The sequence below is a fragment of the Gemmata obscuriglobus genome, assembly GCF_008065095.1.
GTDB classification, from domain to species: Bacteria; Planctomycetota; Planctomycetia; order Gemmatales; family Gemmataceae; genus Gemmata; species Gemmata obscuriglobus.
Genome location: NZ_CP042911.1, coordinates 8,216,763 through 8,243,491 on the forward strand (window position 1 = coordinate 8,216,763; position 26,729 = coordinate 8,243,491).

The 26,729-nt window shown below is 68.5% G+C and carries 20 protein-coding genes; 15 read left to right on the plus strand and 5 right to left on the minus strand.

The genetic code is table 11. The features are described 5' to 3' along the window. The first annotated feature begins 112 nt into the window (after positions 1-112). From GobsT_RS34065 to GobsT_RS34090, 6 genes are all read left to right on the plus strand, one after another. Positions 113-2,398 carry a PSD1 and planctomycete cytochrome C domain-containing protein gene (locus GobsT_RS34065; protein WP_010036650.1) on the plus strand — a complete coding sequence of 762 codons (2,286 nt, stop codon included), beginning with the start codon at positions 113-115 and terminating at the stop codon, positions 2,396-2,398. A gap of 73 nt (positions 2,399-2,471) precedes the next feature. After that, the gene (locus tag GobsT_RS34070; protein WP_010036648.1) at positions 2,472-2,999 is read left to right on the plus strand and encodes a hypothetical protein; all 528 of its coding nucleotides are present in this window, start codon (positions 2,472-2,474) and stop codon (positions 2,997-2,999) included. Beyond that, positions 2,992-4,389, plus strand: coding sequence for a DUF1501 domain-containing protein (locus GobsT_RS34075; RefSeq protein ID WP_010036646.1), 1,398 nt, complete (start codon positions 2,992-2,994; stop codon positions 4,387-4,389). The genes GobsT_RS34070 and GobsT_RS34075 overlap by 8 nt, the downstream gene beginning before the upstream one ends. 121 nt (positions 4,390-4,510) lie before the next feature. Further along, on the plus strand, positions 4,511-5,413 hold the full coding sequence (locus GobsT_RS34080) for a HEAT repeat domain-containing protein (RefSeq protein WP_010036645.1): 903 nt from the start codon (positions 4,511-4,513) through the stop codon (positions 5,411-5,413). A gap of 89 nt (positions 5,414-5,502) precedes the next feature. Then, positions 5,503-6,936, plus strand: a complete 1,434-nt coding sequence (locus GobsT_RS34085; RefSeq protein WP_162097345.1) for a transposase — start codon at positions 5,503-5,505, stop codon at positions 6,934-6,936. A gap of 59 nt (positions 6,937-6,995) precedes the next feature. After that, a complete protein-coding gene (locus GobsT_RS34090) occupies positions 6,996-7,364 on the plus strand; it encodes a hypothetical protein (RefSeq protein WP_010036643.1) in 369 nt (122 codons plus the stop codon). Between the two features lie 39 nt (positions 7,365-7,403). Here the strand turns inward: GobsT_RS34090 and GobsT_RS34095 are convergent, their stop codons facing one another. Both GobsT_RS34095 and GobsT_RS34100 read right to left on the minus strand, forming a co-directional pair. Continuing rightward, a complete protein-coding gene (locus GobsT_RS34095) occupies positions 7,404-9,419 on the minus strand; it encodes an FG-GAP-like repeat-containing protein (protein ID WP_010036639.1) in 2,016 nt (671 codons plus the stop codon). A 690-nt stretch (positions 9,420-10,109) separates the two neighbouring features. After that, entirely contained in the window at positions 10,110-11,351 is a 1,242-nt protein-coding gene (locus GobsT_RS34100) for a molybdopterin molybdotransferase MoeA (protein ID WP_010036637.1), read from the minus strand. Positions 11,352-12,065: 714 nt separating this feature from the next. Between GobsT_RS34100 and GobsT_RS38490 the strand changes: the two genes are divergently transcribed. Continuing rightward, positions 12,066-12,500: a hypothetical protein gene (locus GobsT_RS38490; protein ID WP_010036635.1), complete on the plus strand. Its 435-nt coding sequence runs from the start codon at positions 12,066-12,068 to the stop codon at positions 12,498-12,500. A 36-nt stretch (positions 12,501-12,536) separates the two neighbouring features. On the opposite strand, the gene tsaB is transcribed toward GobsT_RS38490, so the two are convergent. Then, positions 12,537-13,223, minus strand: a complete 687-nt coding sequence (tsaB, locus tag GobsT_RS34110) for a tRNA (adenosine(37)-N6)-threonylcarbamoyltransferase complex dimerization subunit type 1 TsaB (protein ID WP_010036633.1) — start codon at positions 13,221-13,223, stop codon at positions 12,537-12,539. A 123-nt stretch (positions 13,224-13,346) separates the two neighbouring features. Here tsaB and GobsT_RS34115 point away from each other — a divergent pair, with 123 nt between their 5' ends. After that, on the plus strand, positions 13,347-13,985 hold the full coding sequence (locus tag GobsT_RS34115; protein WP_010036631.1) for a ribonuclease HI family protein: 639 nt from the start codon (positions 13,347-13,349) through the stop codon (positions 13,983-13,985). A gap of 1 nt (position 13,986) precedes the next feature. Further along, complete coding sequence (locus GobsT_RS34120; RefSeq protein WP_010036629.1) at positions 13,987-16,452, plus strand: PEP/pyruvate-binding domain-containing protein; 2,466 nt, start codon at positions 13,987-13,989, stop codon at positions 16,450-16,452. Between the two features lie 51 nt (positions 16,453-16,503). On the opposite strand, the gene GobsT_RS34125 is transcribed toward GobsT_RS34120, so the two are convergent. Continuing rightward, on the minus strand, positions 16,504-17,061 hold the full coding sequence (locus GobsT_RS34125; protein WP_010036626.1) for a hypothetical protein: 558 nt from the start codon (positions 17,059-17,061) through the stop codon (positions 16,504-16,506). A 694-nt stretch (positions 17,062-17,755) separates the two neighbouring features. Here GobsT_RS34125 and GobsT_RS34130 point away from each other — a divergent pair. Beyond that, the gene (locus tag GobsT_RS34130) at positions 17,756-19,321 is read left to right on the plus strand and encodes a hypothetical protein (protein ID WP_148087978.1); all 1,566 of its coding nucleotides are present in this window, start codon (positions 17,756-17,758) and stop codon (positions 19,319-19,321) included. A gap of 27 nt (positions 19,322-19,348) precedes the next feature. Continuing rightward, positions 19,349-20,860, plus strand: a complete 1,512-nt coding sequence (locus GobsT_RS34135; RefSeq protein WP_010036620.1) for a hypothetical protein — start codon at positions 19,349-19,351, stop codon at positions 20,858-20,860. Positions 20,861-20,871: 11 nt separating this feature from the next. On the opposite strand, the gene GobsT_RS38495 is transcribed toward GobsT_RS34135, so the two are convergent. Then, entirely contained in the window at positions 20,872-22,092 is a 1,221-nt protein-coding gene (locus tag GobsT_RS38495) for a response regulator (protein WP_010036616.1), read from the minus strand. A gap of 191 nt (positions 22,093-22,283) precedes the next feature. Here GobsT_RS38495 and GobsT_RS34150 point away from each other — a divergent pair, with 191 nt between their 5' ends. The 4 genes from GobsT_RS34150 (at position 22,284) to GobsT_RS40225 (ending at position 26,724) form a co-directional block, all read left to right on the plus strand. Beyond that, positions 22,284-22,838: a NuoI/complex I 23 kDa subunit family protein gene (locus GobsT_RS34150; RefSeq protein ID WP_010036612.1), complete on the plus strand. Its 555-nt coding sequence runs from the start codon at positions 22,284-22,286 to the stop codon at positions 22,836-22,838. Positions 22,839-22,915: 77 nt separating this feature from the next. After that, positions 22,916-23,440: an NADH-quinone oxidoreductase subunit A gene (locus GobsT_RS34155; RefSeq protein ID WP_033197972.1), complete on the plus strand. Its 525-nt coding sequence runs from the start codon at positions 22,916-22,918 to the stop codon at positions 23,438-23,440. Beyond that, positions 23,437-26,109, plus strand: a complete 2,673-nt coding sequence (locus tag GobsT_RS34160) for a serine/threonine-protein kinase (protein ID WP_162542196.1) — start codon at positions 23,437-23,439, stop codon at positions 26,107-26,109. Before GobsT_RS34155 ends, GobsT_RS34160 begins: the two co-directional genes overlap by 4 nt. A 3-nt stretch (positions 26,110-26,112) precedes the next feature. Then, the gene (locus GobsT_RS40225) at positions 26,113-26,724 is read left to right on the plus strand and encodes an NADH-quinone oxidoreductase subunit B (RefSeq protein ID WP_010052562.1); all 612 of its coding nucleotides are present in this window, start codon (positions 26,113-26,115) and stop codon (positions 26,722-26,724) included. Positions 26,725-26,729: the final 5 nt, after the last annotated feature.

Consider the following 26,729-nt stretch of genomic DNA (forward strand, 5'->3'; position numbering starts at 1 on the left):
TTCGACGCTGATAATATAATCACGGACTCGTGCCTCTCCCGCCTGCTTGCGACCGGATGGTTCTCCCGCCACTGACCCGAATGCGATTCGGGTTCCTGCCGAGCTGAAACCTATGCTGCGATTCGCACTCGTTGCCGCGCTTTTCGCTGCACCGTCGGCGGTGGCCCGGGCGTCCGATCCCGCGCCGGCCGACGCGAAGAAGGTCGAATTCTTCGAAACGAAAATCCGGCCGGTGCTGGTCGAACAGTGCTACAAGTGCCACTCCGAGACCGCCGAGAAGGACAAGAAGCTCAAGGCCGGCCTGAAGCTCGATACGAAGGCCGCGCTGCTCGCGGGCGGCGACACCGGGGCGGCGCTCGTGCCGGGGAAGCCCGAGGCCGGCACGCTGCTCAAGTCGCTCAAGTACGACGGCGACCTCCAAATGCCGCCGAAGGGCAAACTGCCCGACGCCGTCATCAAGGACTTCGAAAAGTGGATCGCCGACGGGGCCGTTGACCCGCGCACCGGCGAAACCGCGAAGGCCGTTGGAATCGACATCGAGAAGGGCAAGCAGTTCTGGTCGTTCCAGGCACCGAAAGCGGCTCCCGTCCCTGCCGGCCCCACGCACCCGATCGACGCATTCGTCGCGGCCAAACTTGCGGAAAAGGGGCTGACGCCCGTCGCGCGGGCCGACAAGCGGACCCTCATCCGCCGCGCCTCTTACGACCTCACCGGGTTGCCGCCCGCGCCGGAGGAGGTGGACGCGTTCCTGGCCGATGAGGCGCCGGACGCGTTCGAGAAAGTCGTCGACCGGTTGCTCGCGTCGGCCCAGTACGGCGAGAAGTGGGGGCGGCACTGGCTCGACGTGGCCCGGTACGCCGAGGACCAAGCGCACACGTTCGCGGTGAAGCCCAGAAACCAGGCGTGGCGCTACCGCGACTGGGTCGTCGCCGCGTTCAACGCCGACATGCCCTACGACCGGTTCGTGAAGCTCCAGATCGCCGGCGACATGCTCCCGGACGCGCCGAGCGACCCGTTCACCAAGTTCGCGGGTCTGGGGTTCCTCGGCTTGGGCGCCGAGTACTACAAGAACACCGCCGCCGCGCAGGCGATCGCCGAAGAGCTGGACGACCGCGTGGACACCGTGACGCGCGGGTTCCTGGGGCTGACCGTCGCGTGCGCCCGGTGCCACGACCACAAGTTCGATCCGATCCCGACGAGAGATTACTACTCCCTCGCGGGCATCTACATGGGTACCGACATGTCCGACGCGCAGCTCGGCGCGCCGGACGAGGTGAAGGCGTACCAGGCCGCGCAGGCGAACCTCAAGAAGGCCGAGGACCGGTCCAAAAAGCTCCAGAGCGAACTGAAGGCCAAGAAGGACCCGCTGGTCACGCGGCTCGCGAAGCTGCTCGCGTACAAGGGCGCGACCGACGAGCTGGCCCAGATCAAGAAGACGATGCCGCCGGCCCCGCCCGTGGCGCACGTCATCAGCGGGAACGGGGCCGGGATGAAGGTGTACGTCCGCGGCAACCCCGCGACGAAGGGCGAGGACGCGCCGAAGGGGTTCCTCCAGGTGCTGCCGTCGCCGGTCGCGGCGGGCGGCGGGTACTCGCGCCTCGACCTCGCGAACGCGATCGGCTCGAAGGACAACCCGCTCACGGCCCGGGTGTTCGTGAACCGGGTGTGGGCGTGGCACTTCGGCCGCGGGCTGGTCGGCACGCCCTCGAACTTCGGCGCGCTGGGCGACAAGCCGAGCCACCCCGAGCTGCTGGACTGGCTCGCGATCAACTTCGTGAAGAACGGCTGGTCGGCGAAGTGGCTGCACCGGCAGATCATGACCGCGGCCACCTACCAACTGGAGAGCCGCCCCGACGCGGCCAACGACAAGGTGGACGCCGCGAACGTGTACCTGTGGCGCGGCGCCCGCAAGCGGCTGGAGATCGAGGACTGGCGCGACACGCTGCTGGCCGTCAGCGGGAACCTCGACCCGCAGCTCGGCGGCCCCGCCTTCGACCTCCGCGACCCGGCCGCCCGCCGCCGGACCGTCTACGCGAAGGTGAGCCGGCACGAGCTGGACGGGCTCCTGCGACTGTTCGACTTTCCGGACGCGAACGTGACCGCGGACAAGCGCACCGTCACCACTGTTCCTCAGCAGCAGTTGTTCGCGCTGAACAGCGCGTTCATGGTGGCGCAGGCCCAGGCGTTCGCGAAGCGGGTGGAGGCGGCCGCTTCCACCGACGAGGCGCGGGTGGCCGCGGCGTACCGGCTCGCGTTCGGCCGGGCGCCCGAGAAATCGGAGCGGGACCTCGCGCTGCGGTTCCTGGCGCTGCCGCTGCAGGCCGGCGACAAGCTCACCCGGTGGCAGCAATACGCCCAGGTTCTTCTCGCCAGTAACGAGCTGCTGTACGTAGACTGAGAGCTGCGGGGGTCGTCGGGTGGGCACCGCCCACCGCCCCGCGAGTACGGACGCAACTCAAGCGGGTGACGGAATGAGCAGCCAGCCGAACCAGCGGGCCGATATCGAAGTTTCGCACGACGGCGACACGGTCAAACTGAAGGCCCCCGACGGCGGCACCGCCCTGACCGCCCCGGAAGCGCAAGAGCTCGCGGGCCGCATCTTCGAGGCGGCCGCGCGGGCCGGCGGGGACGACCCGGTCGAGAACGACTGGGTCCGCATCCCAATGCAGTACCTCCAGGTGACGGCCGAGCGGCTCGACTTCAGCGGCGAGGGCGACGAGAACACGGTGCCCGCCCCCAACAGCGACGACCCGGACGGCAGCACCGCCACCGTCCACTGCTGGATCAAGGACCAGACGCAGAACAACGCGCTGCACATCACCTCCGGGAACATCGCCGAGCACGGCTGGTTCATTTCCGAGGTGATCGAGCACGCGCCGGTCAAGCGCGAGGACGTGGAAAGCGATTACGTCGAGTACTACGACAAGGCGGTCGCCGAGTCCGAGGTCTTCCTGTACGAGATCAACGAAGACAACCCCGAGGGTGCCGACGATGCTTAACGGTGGGATCTCGCGCCGCGACATGCTCAAGAGCAGCGGCACCGGTCTCGGGATGCTCGGGCTCGCCGGCCTCCTGGCCGACGAGGCCCGGGGCGCGGAGGCCCGCGCGTCCGGCGCGAGCGCGAACCCGCTGGCCCCCAAGGTGGCGCACTTCCCCGCGAGGGCGAAGCGCGTCATCCACCTGTTCATGAACGGCGGCCCGTCGCAGGTGGACACGTTCGACCCGAAGCCCGAGCTGACCAAGCAGCACGGGAAGGCGCCCGGCGCCGCCGGGAAGTCGACCGAGCGCAAAACGGGTGCGCTGTTCAAGTCCCCGTTCGCGTTCAAGAAGTACGGCCAGTCGGGGATCGAGGTCAGCGAGCTGTTCCCCGAGATCGGGGCGTGCATCGACGACATCTGCGTGATCCGGTCGATGCACACCAACATCCCGAACCACGAGCCCGGCCTGCTCCTGATGACCTGCGGGAACACGCAGCCCATCCGCCCGAGCATGGGCTCCTGGCTCACCTACGGGCTCGGCACCGAGAACCAGAACCTGCCCGGGTTCGTCGTCCTGTGCCCCGGCAAGCCGGTGGTCGGGCCGGCGCTGTGGAACAACAGCTTCCTGCCCGGCGTGTTCCAGGGCTGCCACATCTCGTCCCTCGACCCGAAGCGGGTGATCGACCACATCCGCAACACCAGCGTGAGCGCGGGCACCCAGCGGGAGCAGCTCGACCTGCTGAACCGGCTCAACGGGCTGCACAAGGACGCGCGGGGCGGCGACGACCAACTCGACGCCCGCATCCAGTCCCTCGAGATCGCGTACCGGATGCAGACGGAGGCGCAGGAGGCGTTCGACGTGTCGCGCGAGCCCGTGAAGGTGCGCGAGGCTTACGGGAAGGGGTACTTCGCGGACGCGTGCCTCACCGCCCGGCGCCTCGTGGAGCGCGGGGTGCGGATGGTGCAGGTGTTCTACGGGTCCGGCCAGCCGTGGGACGACCACGGGGACATCGAGAAGGGGCACCGCACCAAGGCGAAGGACTCCGACAAGGCGGTGGCCGCGCTGCTCCGCGACCTGAAGCAGCAGGGGCTGCTCGACGAGACGCTGGTGCTGTGGGGCGGCGAGTTCGGCCGCACCCCGACGAGCGAGGGCGCGGACGGCCGCGACCACAACAACCACGGCTTCACGGTGTGGCTGGCCGGCGGCGGGGTGAAGGGCGGGATGACCTACGGCGCGACCGACGAGTTCGGGTTCGCGGCCGTGGACAAGAAGGTTCACGTCCACGACCTGCACGCCACCATCCTGCACCTGATGGGCATCGACCACGAGAAGCTGACGTATCGCTACAGCGGGCGCGACTTCCGGCTCACCGACGTCCACGGCGTGGTGGTCAAGGACATCATGAAGTGATCGCGACCGGTTGAGTCCGCCGGTTGTTTGTTCTTGGTATCGGAGCGTGCCCCGCGTACGCTGCGGGGTATCACAGCCCGCCCGCGGAGGCGGGAGCCCAACGACACCAGGGACGATTCGGATGCCCCGTTCGCTCATCGCCCTCGTTCTTTGCGCCGGTTTCGGCCCGTCTGCCGAGCCCCCTTTAAAAGCCCCTTCCCCGGAACAACTCACCCGGCAACTCGGAGCCCCGGAGTTCGCGACCCGCGAACAGGCGTCCGAGTCGCTGCGCGTGTTGGGGGCCGCCGCGCTGCCCGCGGTGCAACGCGCCACCACCAGCGACGACCCCGAGATCCGCCGCCGCGCGCTCGCACTGCTCCCGGCGATCCAGGCCCGGATCGCGTTCACCCCCCGCCGGGTCGCTATCGATCCGAGGCCGATCACGCTCGCCGCAGCCCTTCACTCACTTCGCCAGCAAACCGGCTACGTCGTGACGGCGGACCCACCGGCCGGGAAGGAGCTTTACACGTTCGGAGTGCCGGACGGGACCTTTTGGGAGGCCGTGGATCGCATCGCCGAGCGCACCAACCGGTCCATCGTCACAACACGCGAAAATATCCGGCTGGTTCCCGGAACCGCACGTTCACCGTTCACCGTTCGGGACGGCGCGTTTCGGGTGACACTGGAAAACATTCACGAGGACCGCAACATCGATTTCAGTCAGGGGACGCCGGGCCGACACGATCACAAGTTGACGCTTCACTTGTCGGTACTTGCCGAGCCTCGATTCGCCATTCTGGGCGGCGGGCCGGCTCAGTTCGCCGAGGTCGTGGATGACCGGGGCGGAAAGCTCCGGGAGGCACCAGACGAAGGGCGGACGCTCTACTTTGGTTGGGATATCACTGGCACGGAGTACGAGGCGTCCGTGCATGGACTTTTGCGGCGCTCGCCGAAGCAGGGTACGCGACTCGCAACCGTTTCGGGGGTCATACCAGTGCTATGCACATCTTGGATTTGTATAACTGATTGCGGATTGCTGATTTAGGGTTTTCACTGCGACGAAATTGGGGTTAACCGAGTGGTCGTGGGACGCGGGGTGGTGCGGGGTCCGCGACCCGGGACATGGAGGTCACCGTGATTCTGCCACCTCATCAGCGCGTCCCACGCTCCCAACCGCACGCGCCCACGGACTTCGCGCGCCAGGTCCTGGAGGGCCTGCCACTGGCCCACGCGTCGCTCGCACTCTTCGCCTATGGCGTTCCCGACCCGGTCCTCGCGGACCTCTACGAGCGACATCGGGGACGCGGCTATGAGGACGTCGTGACCTTCGCCCAACTGGTCACCTGGATCTTCGATGCGCTCATCGAACACCAGGGCTCGGGGCGGCAGGCCCACCTGCGACGCCACCGGCAACCCGACGACGGGTGCCACGAAGCGTTCTACGGCAAGCTCCGGCGCATCCCCCGGGGCCTGAGCGAAGCGTTCCTGCGGGACGTCACCGACCGGTTCACCGCCCTGTTCCCCGAGGTCGTCGCGCACCGCCTTCCGACCTCCTTCGACCGCCTGGAGGTTCTGATCCTCGACGGCAAGAGTCTCAAGAAGGTGGCCAAGCGACTCGTCGACACGCGGGGCACACCGGGCAAGCTCTTGGGCGGAAAACTGCTCGTGGCGTACCGGCCCCGTGACGGGTTGGTGCTCGACATGGCGGCCGATCTCGATGGCGAAACCAACGAGGCCAAACTGATCCCCGATTTGATGCCCCGAGTGCACGCCCGAGGCGGTCCGGCGAAACTGGTGGTCGGGGATCGGTTGTTCTGTGCGTCGAAGCACTTCGCCGAGTTCACCAAGGACAATGGTCATTTCGTGGTGCGGTACGCGCGGACCCTGTCGTTCGAACCCGACCCGAAGCGCCCCGCGGTCACGACCGCGGACCCATCCCAACGAGCCGTGGTCGAAGAATGGGGGTGGGCCGGGAAGCCCAAGGACAAGCTCCGCCGGTACGTCCGGCGGATCACCGTCGCGCGCCCGGTGGGCGAAGCGATTACAATCCTCACGGACCTGCTCGATTCGGCCCCATACCCGGCGACCGATCTGTTGGACCTGTACCGCATCCGGTGGACCATCGAAGGCACGTTCCAAAAGGTGACGGCGATCTTCGCCCTGGGTCGGTTCATCGGTTCGACACCGGAGGCGACCGTGTTTCAGGCGTCGATGTGTTTCGTCCTCGCGAACGTGGTGCAGGTCCTCCAGGGCTATGTGGTTGCGAAGCGGAAGGTGACCATCGACGACCTCTCGACGGCGCAGTTCTGCACGGACTGGCATCGTCAGTTGGCCGCGCTCAAGGAGTTGGTCGAGGTGTCGATGATCGTGTCCCTGATCCCGACGGATCAGACGGCAGAGAGTGTGGGAACGTTGTTGGATCAGTTATTGGGCACGATGTGGAAGCCGGGCTGGGACAAGACACGCAACAAGGCGCCCCGTGCCCACCCGCACGCCGCGAAACAGAAGGGGGCACACACCTCCGTCCAACGGCGTCGACAAGCCCACAAGCCCAACGAGGATCCCTGAACTCAGTTGTGCACAGCACTGGGGTCATACCGCTTCGGGCGGTCGTGGAGCGGCGGCGGGTGGAGGTCGTTCCAACGGGCGCTAAGGGGCAAAAGTTCCGCGTCGGCGACGACGTGCTGGCAATTCAACAGGCCAAGTTCAGCCTCACCGGAGATACGACCATCAACCTTCAGGTGCCCCCCCTCGAGATCAGGGAAACGGATTGGCGGTCTTGGTACCAGCGAGTGACCGTCGAGGACATCTGGGGTAACCGGTTGCCCCGGACGGGAAGCGGATCTGAACGATCCGGAGACGATTGTTACATCTCCGGGTGGTTCGGGCGCCCGTCAGGCTGGTTCAACGCACCCGCCCGGCGCGTCATCGTCGAAGACTGGGTTGTTCTGGAGTACAAGGTGCGGTTCACGTTCAAGGACGTTCCGCTTCCTTGATGCCGCGCCCGCTTCCGGACCCGGGCGGGCGCCGCCCGCTCACACGACCGGGATCGTTGGAACCAGCGAGTCGGCGTTCCCGGCGAGTTGCGCGAGTGCCGTGCAGCCGCCGCACCCGCACTTGTTCGGCATCGGGGCGGTCGTAACGGTGTACACCTCGTCACCAGGCAGGGCCGCCGGGTCGGCCGCCGGCGCCGGGACCTTGCTCGACGCGACTTGGACCCCGGCGTACAGCCCGTCGTAGGTGATCGGCGTGCCGAACGGGGCCGTGGACGGCGCGTTCCCGCCCCCGGCGGTCGCCTGCTCGAAGCTGAACGACCGGGCGTAAGAGCTCTCGCGGTTCGCGCTCGCCGCGATCAGTTCGGCGCGGCCGTCCCCGTTCGTGTCGCGGAGCGACAGCCGCGCCCCGCTCGGGTCGTTCGGGGCGAAGGCGTAGAAGCTCGCCAGCAGCGGCAGCGAACTCGCCTGGGTGCCCGCGTTGGCCGTCAGCGTCGCTCCGGACCACACTTTGATGTGCGCCGGGCCGCGGTCCGGGGTGATCGCCAGTTCCGCGTACCCGTCGCCGTCCATGTCCCCGACCGCCGCGTTGAGCCCGGACCACAGCCCGGAGAACGCGATGAAGTCCGGCGTCAGCCGGGTCGCCACCCCGTTCCGCAGGTCCGCCCCGCTGTACACCGCCACCCGCCCTTCCGCTTGGCCCCCCGTCGTCACCACCAGATCCGCGAACCCGTCGCGGTTGATGTCGCCCGCGGCGACCCGCGCCCCGCCCCGGAACGCCGGGTTGTCGAACGCGAAGAAGCTCGATTGGACCTGCAGCGTTCCGCCGGCCACGCGGAACGTTTGGATGTGCGGGCCGGCCCCGGCGTCGGCCGACACCGCCAGCTCCGCCTTGCCGTCGTGGTCAATGTCCGCCGCCGCCAGGAACAGCCCGCCCATGAACCCCTGGAAGATGACCGTCTGCCCCACCATGATCGAGCCGTCGCGCCCGTCCATGATCTGAACGACGGCCTGCGGCCCGGCCCCGGTGGTGAACGCGTAGTCGGTGACCCCGTCGCCGTTGAAGTCGCCGCTCGCGACCCGCAGCGCCCCGCGGTAGCCCGCGAACGGCGTGAGCCGGCGCCCGGTGTCGCTCAGGGTGTCGCCCGAGACGATGAACAGCGACACGGTGCCGTCGGTGTTGCCGGTGAACGCGACCGGGTGCTGCCCCTCGACCGGAGGGGCGAACGGTGCCGGCGCCGGGCTCGCGGGCGCGGCGGTGCCCCACCCGAGGTCGCGGAGAGCAGCCGAGTCCAGGGCCGACCAGAGGATGCGGGAGCCGATCGTGGTGCTCGGGTCCAGGCTGGCCGGCTGGCCCCCGACGATCACGCCGTCGGCCCAGTGCGCGCCGGCGCCGTCGACCGGTACCGGCCCGCCGTACACCGCCGTCGCGTTGGCCCCGGTGAACGCGCCGTTGCGGACCAGGCTCGTCCACTGGGGGGCGGTGCCGATTCCGAGGATGTGACCCAGTTCGTGGATCGCAACGGAGTAGAAGTCCAGTTCGGTCCGGTCCAGGCCGTCGGTGGTCAGCCCGAAGTGCCAGTTCTGCGTGGTGTCGATCGTGACGCTGCCGCCCCACGGCGCGAACCCGGAGTGCCCGCGGGTCTGCACGGAGCTGATCCACGCCTGGGTGCCAGAGATACTGCTCCCGCCGTACCCGCCGTACCCCGCCGTCGTCCCGGGCAGGTCACGCGACCCGGCGAAGATGACGAGCGTGTTGGCGCCGACGGACAGGTTCGGGACGGTCAGCCGGCCGCCGGTCGCGGGGTCGGTGAAGGACGCGGTCCAGGTGCCCCCGGCGCCCGGGGAGATGGCTGCCAGGTTGGCGCTGAGCAAACCGCCCAGGTCGCTGGCCGCCCGCTCCAGCGTGGCCCGGGCTTCCGGGTTGTTGAACAGCCCGCCGGCGTCGCGCGAGTAGTCGATCTGGAAGACGATCGCGGGCACGTCACGCGTTTCGAGCTGTTCGAGCCGGAGGGCGGTGGCGGTCGTGCTTCCGGTCGGCCCGGTCCGAATGAACATGCGGGTGCCTCGGTCCGTGGCGGGGCACGGGACGGCGGTGCGGGGGCGCGTGCGCGCCCGCACCGGTCCGACCGGCTGTCACGGGTGGTCTGTGAGTGTCGGGTAATCGTGCGCCCGTGCGACACGCGTCGGGCGGAACCGTCCGGGCGCCGAGTGCGAGTCGGCGCGGCGGACCGGTTCGGGAGTGGACCTCGCTGTATCGTGTCCCGGCCTCGCGGCGGGCACGTGGCGCTCGGTCGGTGCCCTCGCGGGCACCCGCTCGTCGACGGCCGGGCGGGGCCGGTCCGGATCGGGTCGAGCGTCTTAGTTACCACTTCCTAGGACACCGTTGCGCGGCGGGTCAAACGGCTGGTTTGCTGCGATTTACAGGTTTTTGCCCGTTATGCTGGGCGCATCAAAAGGTCGGGGCCGAACGCACCCCGTTTTCAGTTCGCAGCACGGAGCCTGTAAAGCGGCGGGAACGCGTTGCCCCTCCGCTGCGCGGCGTTACGCGCGCTTCCGGATCTGTACACGGGAAGCAACTGTCGAACAACCTGACAGGTAACAGCCCGGTCTAACGCCGTAAAGTCGTTCCGCGAAAGCGGAAAGCGAAATGGCGACCGCGGACGGGTGCGACGCAGAAACAAGACAAGGTGTGGCGATGTGGTTCTTATGCGCGTTTATTTAGATTTTTCTGCGGCCGCGGTGCTTTTACGCGTCGTACAGCCACAGCGTTACCGGTTCGTCCGGAAATAACGCCGCGCGCTCGGGCGGCACCAAGATGAACCCGTCCGCTCGGACCGACGCGCTCAGACTGGCCGCGCCGCCGGTGACCGGCGCGACACCGCCTCCCGCGCGCGCCACGCGAACGAAGTCGGTGCGGCCGGGCGCGGACTGAACCTGCTCCATCAGTCTGACTTCTTCGCTTTTGTAAGGCAAACCCCGCGGGCGCCCGCCGAGCTGTCGAATCGCACGCCCCGCAAACAGGTCGTACGCGCACAAGCACGATGCCGGGTTACCGGGCAGCAGGAACACGGCGGCGCGCGCGACGAACCCGATCCCGGTCGGCCCGGCGGGGCGCAACGCGACGCCGTGAACCGCCAACTCGCCGAGTTCCGCCACCGCTCGCGGTACGTGGTCTTCGACCCCGACCGATGTGCCGCCCGTGATCAGAACCACGTCCGCCTCTGCCGCGGCGGCGCGCACGGCGTCGCACGTGATGCCGAAGTCGTCGGGGACGTAGCGCACCGGCTGCACACTCGCCCCGTCACGAACCACGAGTGCCGCGAGCATCGGCGAATTGCTGTCTGCGGTCTTGAACCCGTCGGGGAGCGACCCGGGCGGGAGCAGTTCGTTCCCGGTCACCAGTACCGCGACCCGCGGCCGGCGGCGCACGGGCAGTACGTTCACCCCCAGGGCGGCAGCCAGGGCGACATCTTGGGGGCGCAAAACGCGACCGGCGGGGAGCACCTCATGGTCTCGCGCTACGTCCTCGCCGATCGCAACAACGTTCTTCCCGGCGGCGAGCGGTGAGCGGGCGATCACCCGTCCGTCCGGTTGCAGTTGCGCGAACTCGGCCATCAGGACGGCGTCGGCCCCGTCGGGTACAGGGGCGCCGGTCGTGATCCGCACCGCCTCACCTGGCCCAATTGTTCCCGTGAACGGGCGGGCCGGGAACGCTTCGCCGGTCACCACCAAGGGGGCTGGCGCCTGCGTGTCGGCGGCACGAACGGCGAAGCCGTCCATTGCGGACTTGCGAAACGACGGAACATTGACAGGAGAAACAACAGGCTCGGCGAGCACCCGGCCCATCGTTTCGAGCAGCGGGACCGGTTCCGGCGACAGCGGCCGGAGGCGTGAATCGAGGAGTTCGAGAACGGCTCCCACGCTCGGGCGCTCGCGGAACCCCTTCATTCGCACGTCGTAGAAGGGCACTTTGTCTGTTTCGCTCATCAAAAGTCGGCTCCGGTGCCGGTGCGACCGGTGTAACCGATCGTGTCCCCCGCGATTCGCAAACGTGCCTGTTCGGTACAACCCGCAGAATCATTCGTCTGGGAACGGATTCTCAGGAGTTTCGCTCAAGTCGCAAGTTGAGAGGTCGCAAGTCGGCCCTACATTTGGATGTCATTGGTACCGGTCGTGCCCGGTGCGCGGCCACCCGAGATTGAAATCCGGACTAACCGAACTGCCGCGCCATGGACGACGCCAACACCACAGATGGAGCGACTCCCGTGACAACCCGCCGCTTTCTCCTGTCCGTACTCGCGTTCTCGCTCCTCCTGCCCTTGTCGGGGTGCGGGTGCCGCCGGAACTGCAATTCGTCCTCCGGCAGTTTCGCCCCGCCGCCGTGCTGCCCGGACCGCGGCACGTTGCCCGCTGGGTTCGTCCCGAGCGCCGCGCCGTAACCGCAAACCCCTTGAGCAGAACCTGCGAACCCGCGCACGTCGCACAAACGGCAGCGGGCGCAGGGCGGCGAGCCCGCACGACCGTCACGAACGGACCCGTTTCGCCAACCGGGTTGGTTTTCCCCGTCGCGCCAGCACTCTCGAATTCTCCTAAACTCCGGCTGAATTCGTTCCGCCGAAGTTGCTCGACTCCGCCCCCCGCGCATGATTCATGCGTCGGCAGCGGGACGCCGCGATTTGCCGCGTAAAGGAGTCCACCACAATGAAGAAGCGCCTTCTGTGCCTCGGCCTTGTGGCCGCGGTTTCGCAACTGCTGGTGACCGGGTGCTACCCGATCGCCCGGTTCCGGGCCAACCACCCGTGCCTGTCGTGCGGCCCCGGCGTACACCCTCTGCTCCACCCGATCCAGACCCGCCGGGCGATCCTGGGCGAGCCGGGCGGCGTGGTCGTGGGCGGTCCGGTGGTCGGCGGTCCCGTCGTCGGCCCCATCGCGCCGCCGTGCCACGGCTGTGCGGGAGGTGCACCGGGCATCCCGGTCGGGCTCTCGGGAGGCCCGATCGACGTGACCGGCTACCCGCCGATCGTGGTTTCGTCGCAGGGATCGCCCTCGATCGGCTCGCCGCAACCGCTCACCCCCGGTACGACCGTGACGCCGGGTAACCAACTCCCGGCCCCGATGCCGCTGCCGAAGCAGTAACAGCGGATCACGAACGAGCCGCGCGGGTGAGTCCGGTCACCCGCGCGGCTCATTCGCTTTTTCCTCAGCGGAACTGCCACGCAGGTACAGCGGCTCTAGTGCAAACATTTCTTCACGGGTGAGCGGTCGCATGAGTCGGCTCCCCACCGCAAAAATGCTCTCGACGCGCGGCTCGCGGTCGGTCTCGTTAACCCGCGGGTTGGTGGCGGTGAGCTGGGAATCGTACACCGCCAGCCCGGGACCGCTCAGCCAGTCTTCTGGGACAATTACGGCCGCAAAATCTTTGGCAGAAGTGATTTGCAGATCGGTACTCGGAAGCCAGTCGTCGTGCTGCCGCGCGAACCGCTGGGCGTACACTTGCCCCTGAAGCGCGTCCGAAATGACCCACACGTGCTGAGCCCCTGCGGGCGCTTGGTGCGCGACGGCCCAAAACGCCCCGACGGCCCGAAGTTCACATCCAAGGGCGTAAGCCAGCGCTTTGGCGGTCACGAGGCCGACGCGGAGGCCGGTGTAGCTGCCCGGCCCGGTGCTCGCCATCACGCCCGTGAGATCCTGCGGCGCGAGCGATTCGGCTTTTAGAAGAGCGCCGGCGGTCGGCATCATCTCGCGGGCGTGGCGGCGTGAGGAATCGAGTTCGGCGCGGCCCACAATGGCACCGGCGCGGGCCAGTCCGACGCGAGCGACCCGGCCGGAGGTTTCCAGGATCAGCCAGTTCTGAGTCATTCGTGCCTGCCGCGTGTGCCGAGCGGGCGCAACCGACCGCGCCGGCGGGTGCTGTCCGCGGTACGATCACATCCGCAGAATGTAAGAGCATTCTAAGAGCCCGGCACGGAAGGCGGTGCGGAGATGTCGGATACGGCCACCATGCACATCGACGGGGCGTCGCGGGGGAACCCTGGGGCCGCCGCGTACGCGGTGGTGCTCGCGCGCCCGGGGCTTCCGGTCGTCGAGGAGGCGGACACGATCGGCACGGCGTCCAACAACGTCGCGGAGTACACGGCGCTCGTGGAGGGGCTGGGGCTCGCGGCCGAACTCGGGGTGAAACAGCTCCAGGTGTTCAGCGACAGCGAGCTGATGGTGAAGCAGATGGCGGGCGCGTACAAGGTGAAGAACGAGGACCTGCGCACGCTGTACGAGGAGGCGTGCCGGTTGCGGAAGCAGTTCGAGAGCGTCACCATCACGCACGTGCGGCGCGAGCAAAACAAGCGCGCCGACGCGATCGGCAACGAGGCGCTCGACGGGCGCCCGCGGAAGCGGGGGCAAGTCCCGCCTCCGGTCCACACCCCGCGTCCGGAAGATGGGGCCGGAGGGCACCCTTCCCCGGCGTCCGACGCCCCGGTTCGTACCGACGCGGTCCGGTGCCTCACCGACGCCGCGAACCACTGGGCCGCTAAGGGCCTTAAGGGGCTCCCCCCGGAGGCGGTGTGGGAGCAGTTGTGGTCGCTGCTGGAAGAGTCCGGGGTGCTCAAAAAGAAGGCGAAGTGAGATGCCGGACCTGCTCTTGCTCGAAGAGATCGGCGACGCCGAAGCGGCCCTCGTCGGCGGGAAGGGTTTGAGTCTGGGCAAGACCGCCCGCGCCGGATTGCCCGTGCCGGGCGGGTTCGTGGTCACCACACAGGCGTACCGGCGACTGGTCGAGCGCGGGGTGCGGTCCGATCCGGGGTTCGTTCGGGCGGTCCTCGGCGCGCACGACGCGCTCGGCGGTGGGGCCGTCGCGGTGCGGTCGAGCGCGACCGCCGAGGACGCCGCGGACGCCAGCTTCGCGGGCCAGCAGGAGACGGTTCTCGGGGTCCGGGGCGGGGACGCGCTGCTGGACGCGATCGAGCACTGCTGGCGGTCGCTGTTCACGGCGCGGGCCGTGGCGTACCGGAGCCGGCAGAGCGTCGATGACGCCGCGCTCGCGATGGCGGTGGTGGTTCAGAAGCTCGTGCCGGCCGAGGCCGCGGGCGTGCTGTTCACCCGCGACCCGCTCGACCCCGACGGCCGGCGCATGCTCGTCGAGTCCGCCTGGGGGTTGGGGGAGGTCGTCGTTTCCGGGCGCGTGCAGCCCGACCGCTTCACACTCGATCGCGGTACCGGTGCCGTGCTGAGCCGCACGCTCGGCTCGAAGGCCGTTCGTGTGGTCGGGGGGGCCGAGGAGCACGTCCCAGCGGAGCTTCAGCGGCAGTTCAGCCTCACGGACCCGGCGCTCGCCGACCTCGCGGACCTGGGCCGCCGGGTCGAGGCGTTCTACGGCGACGCCCGCGACATCGAGTGGGCCTACGCCGGCGGCCGGTTCGCGCTGCTCCAGGCGCGGCCGATCACGGCCGCGGGCGCCGCGGAGCGCGAGCGGGTGCGGAGGGTGGTGGTCGCCGAGTTGCGGGCGAAGGCGTACCCGAAGGGGACCGTGTGGGTGCGGTACAACCTGAGCGAGGTGCTGCCCGCGCCGACGCCGATGACGTGGGCCGTGGTGCAGCGGCTGCTGAGCGCCGACGGCGGGTTTGGGGCCATGAACCGCGACCTCGGCGCGGAGCCCGACCCGGCCCTCGGGGCGCTGTCGGGGTTCGACCTCGTCGCGGGGCGGCCGATGGCCAACTTGTCGCGGCTGCCGCGGATGCAATTCTCCCGGCCCCCCTTCGAGTATCCGTTAGGCGAATATAAACGGGACCCGCGGAAGGCCCTGAACCCCAAGCCGGTGCTGAAACCGCTGGCCGGGGCGGGGTGCGTGCTCGGCGTGCTCGCGCTTCCCGGAACGATGTTGAGCCTCATGCGGCTGATGAACACGACGAAGCGGCGGTCCGCCGACTTCGCGCAGCGGTTCGAGCAGGAGACGGCGCCCGCGTTCGCCCGGTCTGTGGCGCAGGCGCTCACTCAACGGTGGTCCGGGTGCGAGCCGGACGCGCTTCTGCTGGAATTTCATGCGTGGATCAACCGGACGCTGGTGGACTTCGCCCGCGAGAGCCTCAAGGCGACCGTGTTCGCCGACCTGGCCTGGTCCGAGGCGTTCGAGTTCCTGAAGCCCAAGCTGGGAGAGGAACGCGCCCGGGCCGCGGTCGGGGAGCTGAGTTTGGGGGCCGCGCCACCGAAAGGGGCCAACCTTGCGGAGGCCGTTCGCGACCTCGCGAGCGGTCACCTGTCGCGGGCCGATTTCCTCGACCAGTTCGGGCACCGCGGCACCAACGAGATGGAACTCGCCCAGCCGAGGTGGTCCGAGGCGCCGCAGGAACTGGACAAGCTGATTCGCGGGGTCGGTTCGCGCTCGCGCCCCGCGGATGAGGTGGCCGTCGGTGCGATCGCCGCAGAAGCGAAGCTCGTCGGCCCCCTCCGCGATCAACTCGCGACGAAGGTTGATCGACTCCGCACGTTCCTGGGGCTGCGCGAGGCGGGTAAGCACTACCTGCTAATGGGGTACGCGGTGATCCGCCGCGCCCTGGTCGAACTGGACCAGCGGTTCGGGTTGCGCGGCGGCATCTTCTTCCTCACCCCGGCCGATCTGCCGGACCTGATCAAAGGTCAAGACCTGTCCGCCAAGATCGCGGCGGCCCGGAAGCGGCGGCAGGCGGAACTGTCGCTGGAGGTGCCCCCGGTGCTGTTCAGCGACGACCTGGACGCGATCGGCCGCCCGCTTCCGGTTCCTGAAGGAGGGAGCAAGTTTGAAGGGGTGGCGCTCTCCGCGGGCGTTGCCGAAGGCCCGGCGCTGGTGCTCACGGAGCCCACCGCGGCGCCGCCCGAGGGCGGGTACGTACTGGTGTGCCCGTCAACGGACCCCGCGTGGGTCCCGCTGTTCGTTCACGCGAGCGCGCTGGTGATGGAAACGGGCGGGGTGTTGTCGCACGGTGCGATTGTGGCGCGCGAGTTCGGTCTACCCGCGGTCGCGGGCTTGCCCGGCGCCACACAGCAAATCAAGACGGGACAGATGGTTCGCGTCGATGGCGCCCGCGGTACGGTAACGGTGCTGGGCGAGACGGCGTGAGCCGAATTCCAAGGTTGGCGCGTAACCCGGAACCCGCATGTTCGCGACAATTCAGTCGCCGATTTCAAACTTGTACCAGGGACCGTCCAGGTGCGTGTATTGCGCGCGAAGCAATTCCTCGACTTCGATCGGTAGCGGTTCCGCTGGCAACCCGTCCGGCGCGTAGATCACACCGACGCGGTCGAAGAGTTTTCCGTCGGTGCTGAAGGCGACCGTTCTTCCGTGGCGCCAAACGTCGGAAATGTCGAACAGCCCCAGGTGCCTCGCTCTCATGTCGTGTGACGGGTTCGGCGCGTCGGCTTGGGCGTATTGCCGGAGGTCCGGTTCGCTTAGCCTGAAGCGAATCAGGAACGGCACGTCGGAAGCTGAAACCGCTACCGCTGCGACCCACACAATCGGAACCGAAAGCCAGATTCCCAGTGTGCGGAACCGCTCTGCCTTCAGCACAATTGCCACGTTGAACAGCCAGAATAACGACGCGCAGCCAACGGTGAAAATCAGGAAAAACATTTCAACAATATCGATTGCGCCGCCGGACGATACCCACAACGGCAACAGGCCCCAGAGCCATAGCGGGGCCATAAGAACGAACGCAATGCGACTGTCCATGTCGTACCATTCGTCGTATTTCGTGCGTTGCGTTGGTACTCGCGGGGGCTGCTTTGATGCACACGCTGGCAGTTAGTCCCAGGACTCGCGAAAGCGCCACCACGGGCCGTAAAGGTGTGTGTGCCGACACGAACCGAGCGGATTCTGACGGTACACCGGTTGGCGCATGAGGTGTCAGAGGTGAATAGCTGGCGCTAACTTTAGACCAACATGGCTCTTGCTGCCCACAGTCCACCTCTGACGCCACATGAGCCCGTGGAAGGCGGACTGTACCGGAGATGCCAGCCCGTAAGTGAGCCACGCACACCCGACGATGCCGCCGAGATACAGCAACACCGCCGCTCCGCAGAAATCAAAGCCGGTGTCGCTCAACACCGTGAGCGCCCAGAGCCCCCACAACCACGCGGCCCCGACAATGGCGTATCGCATGCGGTTCGCTGCTCGCTGGTGATCCGAGATACCGCGTCACAAGATAACGCGATCCGCGCGCCTGTGCGAGTGCGTTGGTGATGACGGGATGCGGCCCGCACCTCGTGTGGCCGGCCGGGACGTTGTGTGCGTTTGGCGCACCGGTTGAGTGGGCGAAATCGTGATCGGGGTGGAACGAAGTCTGGACCGAGACGTTAAACAAGACTCGGCCGCACTGCGGTTCCGCGTTTCCATCTCCGAGTCTGCCGTCCCCTTCGGGTGCATCATGAAGTTTCTCGCGATCCCGCTTTGCCTGCTTGTCGCGCTCGTCGGCGCTGCCGACGACAAGGCGCCGCCGGCGCCGAAGCTGCCGCTGGGCAAAGACACGACGTTCGTGGTCGGACCGCTCGACAAGCAGGGGTACATCGACTACGAGGTCGCCCTCCACGCGGAACTGAGCAAGAACATCACCCCGGAGAACAACGCGAACGCGCTGCTGATTCAGGCGTTCGGCCCCGCCCCCGAAGGCAGCGAACTGCCGCTCGAGTACTTCCGCTGGCTCGACATCCCGGTGCTCCCGAAGGACGGCGAGTACCTCGTCGGCGCGCAAACCTACGCCGTCAAGCAACTGGGCCTGAGCGGCGACCGCCTCGTCGCGTTCTCCGACGCCCAAAGCGACGCGACCCGGCGCCCGTGGGCGGCGAAGGACGTGCCCCCGCTCGCGGAGTGGTTGAAGCTGAACGAGAAGCCGCTCGCGCTGGCGCTGGAAGCGACCAAGCGGCCCGAGTACTTCAACCCGATGGTGTCGCGGCGGAAACCCGGCGAGGGGAGCAACCTCATCGCCGGGCTCTTGCCGACCGTTCAAAAGAACCGCGAACTCGCCAACGCCCTGACCACCCGGGCGATGCTGCGGCTGAACGAAGGCAAGCTCGACGACGCCTGGGCCGACCTGCTCGCGTGCCACCGCCTGGGCCGGCTCCTCAGCCGTGGCGCGACGTTCATTGAGATGCTGGTGGGCGTCGCCATCGGCCAGATCGCGAACCACTCCTCGCTCGCGTTCCTCGACCACCCGGGCCTCACGGCCAAGAAGGCCGCGCAGTGCCTCAAGGACCTTCAACTGGTGCCCCGGCCCGGCGCGCTGGCGGAGACGGTCCGCCTTTCGGAGCGGATGATGGGATTGGACGCGCTCCAGAACATCCGCCGCGCGGGTAGCGGGGCCGACCCGTTCGCGGGGGCGCTGGACGCGGAACTCGCCTTCCCGAACAAGAAGAAGGTGTTCGAGGTGATCGACTGGACCGTGGTGATGCGGACGATGAACGCCCGGTACGACCGGCTCGCCGAGGTGCTGAGCATCAAGGACCGGGACGTTCGTGCGAAGGCGTACGAGAAATTCGAGGCGGAACTCGCGGCGGTCAAAAAGGAGTTCGTGGACGAAGCGAAGATCAAGAAGATTCTGGACGGTAAGGACCCGGGGCCGGCGCTCGGCAAGTTGTTCGCCGACACCCTCATGAGCCTGCTGACCCCAGCCGTTCAGAAGGTGCAACAGGCCTGCGATCGCGGCGAGCAGACGGCGGCGAACCTGCGGCTGGCGTTCGCGCTCGCCGCGTACCAGAAGGACACGGGCCGGTACCCGGCGAAGCTCACCGATCTAGCGCCCAAGTACATCGCCGCCGTTCCCGACGACCTGTTCACCGGCAAGCCGCTCGTCTACAAGCCGACCGAGAAGGGGTATCTGTTTTATAGCTTCGGTGTGAACGGTAAGGACGACGACGGCACGACTTACGGGGAAGAGCCCCTCGGCAGCGACGACCTCCCGATCCGGATGCCGCTCCCGCCGCTCAAGAAGAACTGACACCCATCCTCGTTCCGCGAGGGACCGATGAACGCCGCTCTGCTGTCGTCGCTCGTGCTGGTGTGCGCCGCGGATGAACCGCCGGTCCCGAAGGTGCCGGTGGCGAAGGACACCACCTTCGTCACCGGGCCGCTCGACAAGAACGGGTACATCGATTACGAGGCCGCGCTCAACGACCGACTGGGCGCGGGCATCACGCCTGACAAGAACGCGAACGTGCTGATTTGGAAGGCGCTGGGGCCGAAGCCGGACGACGGTTCGATGCCGCCCGAGTACTTCCGGCGCCTCGGGATCGTCGAACCGCCGAAAGCCGGCGACTACTTCGTAAGCGGACGCGGCTACGCCCGGCGCACGAAACTGAGTGACGAAGACGCGCGGGCGTTTTACGACCAGCAAGCCCGGGCGGCCTCGCGTGCGTGGTCCGCCAAGGAGCTTCCGCGGGTCGCCGAGTGGCTGGAACTCAACGAGAAGCCCCTCGCGGTCGTGATCGAAGCGACCCGGCGCCCGGCGTACTTCAACCCGCTGGTGTCGAACCGCAAAGACGACATCAGCTCGATCATGGGGTGCCTGATCCCTTCGACGCAGAGCGGCCGGGCACTCGCGCAGGCACTCGTGGCGCGGGCGCTGCTCCGCACCCACGAGGGGAAGCTCGATGCCGCCTGGGCGGACCTGATCGCGTGCCACCGCCTGGGGCTCCACCTGATGCACGGGGCCACGTTCATCGAATCGCTCGTGGGCATCTCGGTGCGCGCCATCGCTGCGAACGCCACGCTGGCTTACCTCGAACACACCGACCTGAGCTCCCAGCAACTGCTCGCGAAGCTGAAGGAACTGCGAGACCTTCCCGCGGCACCACCTGCGGCCGATGTGGTGGACCTCGGGGAGCGTCTCAATGCGCTGGACGTGCTGCAAATGGTCCGCAGCGGCAAGGACGGACCCGACCACCCAACCCCGGAGGAGGCCCAGGCGCTCGACATGATCGAGTGGGAGCCGGCGTTCCGGAAAATGAACGCGGCGTTCGACCAGATGGTTGCCGCCATGCGGCTGACCGACCGCGCGGCGCGCGAGAAGCAGCTCAACGCTGTTGGAACAGATTTGGACGAGGTTGCCCGCAAGAACCGCGACCTGAACATACTTCAGAAGTGGGCTCGCGCCAATAACCCGGGAAAGTTCGTTGGCAAAGAGATTGGGGATGTGCTTTCGGCGCTGGTGATGCCCGGACTGCAAAAATGCCAGTGGTCGTTCGACCGCGCCACGCAGACCGATCGGAACCTGCAACTGGCGTTCGCGCTCGCGGCGTACCGTAAGGACACGGGCCGGTACCCGGCGAAGCTCGCCGACCTGGCGCCCAAGTACATGGCCGCCGTTCCCGATGACCTGTTCACCGGCAAGCCGCTCACCTACCAGCCGGCCGAGAAGGGGTACTTCTTCTACAGCATGGGGGAGAACGGCAAGGATGACGGCGGGCGCGGGCGCGACGACGAGCCGCGCGGCGACGATCTCGGCGTGCGGGTGCCGCTTCCCGCTCTGAAGCCGTGACCGACTGGCACTCACTTTAGCTTGTGGAGGAGGACGGTTTCGGTCGTCGGGCTCGGTTCGCCCAGACGCCGGGCGCGGGCCGCGGCCGCGAGCCGCGCCGCCTTCTCGAACGCCGCCGACGCGGTCACCCGGGCCACCTCGCGAGCGACTTCTGCGGCGTCGAACTCGATCCGGGTGAGGTGCCGCACGTCGTCCTTGTGGCGCTGCTCCCGGGCTTGCACCTCGCGAGCCATGCGGTCGAACACCCGGGCCAGTTGGCCCAAATCGTCCCCGCGGGCTACGACCGGCGCGAGCAACTTCGGGTCGAATTCGCCCCGCTCCACCAACTCGGCCGCACGGGTCAGCGCCGCCACGGCCCGGAGGTACGCGACCTCCTGGTCGCGGAGCCGCTTCTTGTCGAGGCACGCGTTCACGCGCGCGTGCAAGAGGACCGGGTCGTAGGGCTTGTGGAGGTAGTCCTCGGCCCCCATCTCGATGCACCTCACGACCTCGGCCGTCTCGTCGATCGCCGAGACCATGATGACCGGTAGCGATTGTAAGTTCTGGTCGGCCTTGAGCTGCCGCAGCACCTCGTACCCGTCAACCTCCGGCATCATGATGTCGCACAGCACCAGATCGAACGGGGCGCGGCGGACCGCGTCGAGCGCCTCGCGGCCGTTCGCGGCCTCGACGGTCTGGAAGCCGCGGGAGCCGAGCCGCCGGCACAGCATGACCCGGTTCGCGTCGTTGTCCTCGACCACCAGGATGCGCTTGGGACCGACGGCGCACGTGTCCGCCCGTTCGGCCTTGGGGGGCGCGGGCGAGTCGGGGAGGAGCGTGGCCCCGGGGTCCGGTTCCGGTTCGGCGTGCGCCGCCGCGGCCTCGCGGCCCTTCGCCAGCCACTCATCGAGCTTGCGGTACAGTGCGTCCCAGTTGACCGGCTTGGTTTCGAAGTCCTGGCACCCGGCGGCGAACGCCTTATCCTTTGCGTCAAAGGTGGCGTGCGCGGAGAGCACGATGATCGGAATAGGCGCGGTGGCCGGGTCGGCCTTCAGCCGGCGCGTGGCCTCCCAACCGTCGATGTCGGGCAGGCCGAGGTCCATGAGGATCACGTCCGGCCGCTCGCTCCGCGCGAGCGCGACGGCGCCGAGGCCGGTGTCGGCAGGGAGCACGGTGTACCCTTTGCGTTCCAGCCGGCGCCGGAACATTTCGCGGTTCACCTGCTCGTCTTCGACCAGAAGGACGTGTGGCATGGGTGGTCGCCGGAGTCCGGTACGGGCGTACCCGGGCGCTCAGCCCGGTCGTTCCAGTGTACCCGATGTGCGTGCGGACCGCACGCGCCGCCGCGGGTTTCGCTTCGATGGCCGCTGAGCGGCTTGCGGCGCGGCGCCGCGCCGGCGTACAATCAGCTTCCGTTGCGTCCTCCCCTTTCACAAGTACGCCGATGCGCACCTGGATTCGCAACGTTTACCTGGCGACGACCACGCTCGCGGCCGGGATGTCCGTCACGCTCCGGTACTTCGTGCAGTCGTTCCGGCGCGGCACGTTCGCGGCGCACTTCGCGTACCCCGAGCGGCCGGTGCCGGTGCGGCCCCGCTACCGCGGGTTCCACCGGTTCGACCTGACCACGTGCATCGGGTGCGACAAGTGCGCCCGCGCGTGCCCGGTCGATTGCATCTACATCGATAAGGAAAAGGCGCCGCCGCCCCACAAGGGGTTCGTGGTGACCGGGTTCAAGATCGATTACACGAAGTGCATGTTCTGCGCGCTGTGCGTGGACCCGTGCCCCGTGGACTGCATTTTCATGGGATCGAACCACGACATCAGCACGTACACCCGCGACGGGTGCGTCGTCGATTACGCGAAGCTGCCCCTCGCGGTGGCGTGGGGGCAGGCGACGCTGAACCCGACCGCGGTTCAGGAGTCGAAGCGGGTCAGCCTGCCGGTGTGGACGAAAACGGCCGAAGCCGCGAAGCCGGTGGCGGATGGGAAAGCGTAACGTAATCGGCCGCAACGGGCCGGTGGCGCGAGCCTCCGGAGTGTTGGTCGCGACTCACGCCGATGTGGACGCTGCCCATGACTGTTCTGGTCCTCTTTGTGCTGATCTTCCTCGCGGTGGGGGCGACGCTCTTGGCCGCGAACCTCGTAATCGGTTGGTTCGTCCGCCCTGACCGGCCGAACCCCGAAAAGGCCGAGGTGTACGAGTGCGGCGAGCAACCGGTCAGGAGCGCGTGGGTGCAGTTCGACCTCCGGTTCTATGTGGTCGCGCTGCTGTTCGTGATCTTCGACGTGGAACTCGCGTTCTTCTTCCCCTGGGCGGTGGTGTTCGGCAGCGCGAACCGCGCCGCGGACGAGTCCAAGCCGGTGGCGGTGCGGGCCGAAGCGGCTGCGAATTTGCAACCGCGGGGAGCGAACCCCGGGGAACAGGTCGCGCCCGACCCGGCCGCGGCGCGGGCGCTCGCGTGGATCGCCTTCGCGGACATCATGGTGTTCTTCGGCGTGCTGCTGGTCGGGTTCGCGTACCTGTGGCGGCGCGGCGACCTGGAATGGGTCCGCAGCGTTGCCGCGCAAGGCCCCGAACCCGAAAACGGGACGACATGAACGACGCCACACTGACTGGGATCGCGGCCCCCGAAGCGGCCGGCGAACCGCGCGCCGGCATGCCCGTTTCCATCGGATCGGGGTACGACCTGTTGGAAGAGGTCGGGCGCGGGGGCATGGGCGTCGTTCACCGCGCCCTCGATCGCGGGCTCGCCCGCGAGGTGGCCGTCAAACTCCTCCAGGACCGCTACGCCCCCGACTCCGCCGCGGCGGCCCGGTTCGTCGAAGAGGCCCGCATCACGGCGCAGCTCCAGCACCCGGGCATCCCGGCCGTTTACCAAGTGGGGACCTGGGACGACGGGCGGCCGTTCCTGGCCATGAAACTGATTAAAGGGCGCACGCTCGAAGAGCTGTTGAAGGACGAAGGGCCGTCGCCGACGCGCTGGCTGGGCCGGTTCGAGAGCGTCTGCCAGGCGGTCGGGTACGCGCACGCGCACGGCGTCATCCACCGGGACCTCAAACCGGCCAACGTGATGGTGGGGGCGTTCGGCGAAGTGCAGGTCATGGACTGGGGGCTCGCCAAGTTCCTGAGCCCGGCTACCCCGGGCGATGCGGCGGACGCGGGCCGCGAGTCCGCCGCGGGCGGCGAGGCCCTGTCGCTCCGCGAATCGAGCGCGTCGTTCACGCAGGTGGGGAGCGTTCTCGGCACGCCGGCGTTCATGCCGCCGGAACAGGCCCGCGGCGCGGGCGAAAGCGTCGATTGTCGGTCGGACGTGTTCGGGCTCGGGGCAATGCTGTGCGCGCTCCTGACCGGTGCCCCGCCGTTCGGCGGCGCGAGCGCGCAATCCGTGTGGCGGAACGCGGCGGCCGGGCGGACCGAGGAGGCGCTCGGGCGGCTGGACGCGAGCGGGGCCGATTCGGAACTGATCGCGCTGTGCAAGCGGTGCCTGGCGACCGACCCGGCGGTGCGCCCCGCGACGGCGACCGAAGTCGCGACCGCCGTTGCGGGGTTGCGGCAGGCGGCCGACGAGCGGGCCGAGGCGGCGGAGCGGGAGCGGCTCGCCGCGGCCGTCCGCGAGGGCGAACAGCAGAAGCGCCGCAAGGCAATTATCGCGGGCGGGGCGGCTCTCATTGTTGTTCTCCTGCTCGGTGTTGCGGGGACCGCGGTCGGGATGGTGAAGGCCCACCGGGAGCGGGCGGAGGCGAAGGCGGCCGAAGCGGACGCTCAGGCGGCCGAGGCCGAGGCGCGGCGGCTCGGGGCGGTGGCCGAGCGGGAGCGGGGCCGGGCGGCGGCCCGGCTCGGCAAGGCGGTCGAGGCGATCGAGAAGGCGGTGAACCGGGCCGGCACCGCGCGGTGGGCGCGGGACCCGGCCCTCGCCGCCGAGCGGCGCCGGGTGCTCGAAGACGCGCTCGCGTTTTACGAGGGCTTCGGGGAGGCCGACGACCCGGTCATCCGGCGGGAAACGGCGGTGGCGTACCGGCGGATCGGCGGGGCGTACTTGCTGCTGGCCGATTACCCGAAGGCCAGCGACTACCTGGGCCGGGCGCGGGTCCTGTGCGAAGGGTTGGTCGCGGACTTCCCGGACGACCCGCGGTTCGTAGCGGATCTGGCCGAAGCTCGGCTGTTCGCGGCCAACGAGGCGGCCAGCGCGGGGCGGGCCGGGGACGCGCTGGCCGTGTACCGGGACGCGGTCGCCGCGGCACGGCGGGCCGCGGCGACCGCGCCGAGCGACGACGCCCGGCAGACGCTCGTGTCGTGCCTGATCGGGTACGGGTTCTTCACCATGCAGTCGGAGCCGCGGACGGCCGGTCCGCTGTTCCGCGACGCACTGCGGGAGGTGGACGAACTGCTCGCCCGCCCCGAATGCCCGTTCGCCCCCCGGGCCCTTGCGGTCTACGCGATCGCTTCCGTGGCCATCTTCGACTTCAACGCCGGCCGCCCCGCGGACGGGCTGGCGAAGGTGCGGCGGGCGTCCACGCTTGTTACCGAAACGACCCCGGACCCCGCCGCCCCGGCGCATTACCGGGACCTGTTCGATATGACCGACGGGCTGCTCAAGACGATGGACGGGATGGCGCTGGCGACGGCCCAACCGGCCCGGGCCGTCGCCCAGCTCCGCGCCGGCGCGGAGGTGTTCGACGGGCTGCTCGCCGTTTACCCGAATGCGTTCCAGTACCGGTCCTACCAGATTATGATCCTGAACCAGGAGGTCCGGTTGCTCACGAGCCTGGGGCGGACGGAAGACGCCGAGCGGCGGCGGGCCGAACTGATGGCCGCGGCGGACGTCGTTCTGAAGACCTCGCCCAGCACGCCGTTCGTCCGGCAGATGGTCGCCAACCAGCGCTCGTTCGCGCTGGTCCACCGGGTACAAGCCGGGGAGGTGGCCGATCTGGACCGCCGCGTCGATGATTTGCTCGCCACCGCCGGCCGCGACCCGAACCTGGCCGGCGTGCGGTACAACGCCGCCTGCGCGCTCGCGCAGGCGGCCCGGTCTGCTCCCCCCGAGCCCCGCGAGCGGTGGGCGGCCCGGGCGGTCGCGCTGCTGACCGAACTGCTCGACGGCCCGTTCTACCGCGGCCCGACGAACCCCCGCCACATCGACACCGACGCCGACCTCGACCCGGTCCGCGCGCGGGGCGATTTCCAGGCGTTCCGGGCCGAACTGTGGAAACGGTTCCCGCCGCCCCCCGCCGGCGCCCCGGCCCCGCGCCCCAAACCGGAGAAGTGACTCATGGGACTGCTCGAAGGCGCGATGCGCGACGGGTTCGTGGCCACGAACCTGGAGCACGCGATCAACTGGGCGCGGGAGTCGTCGCTGTGGCCCATGACGTTCGGTCTGGCGTGCTGCGCCATCGAGATGATGGCCACGGGGGCGCCCCGGTACGACATCGACCGGTTCGGGGCGGGTGCGTTCCGCGCCACCCCGCGCCAGGCCGACCTGATGATCGTGGCCGGCACGGTGAACCTGAAAATGGCGGAGCGGGTGCGGCGCCTGTACAACCAGATGCCGGACCCAAAGTTCGTGATCGCGATGGGCGCCTGCACGTGCGGCGGCGGGCCGTATTACAAGTACGGCTACAACGTCGCGAAGGGCGTCGATCTCATCGTCCCCGTGGACGTGTACGTTCCGGGGTGCCCGCCGCGCCCGGAAGCGTTGCTGGAAGGGCTCATGCGCGTGCAGGACAAGATCCGCAAGATGCGTGAGCTTACAGAGGGGCGGCCCGCGACGCTCCCGGTTCCGGCGCGAACGGGTCGCGTGGCGCTCCCGCCGGAACTGACCGACCCCGCGAAGGCGGTCGAGTTCCTGAAGGACAACAAGGAACGCGCCAGGCCGGTGAAGTGAATGAG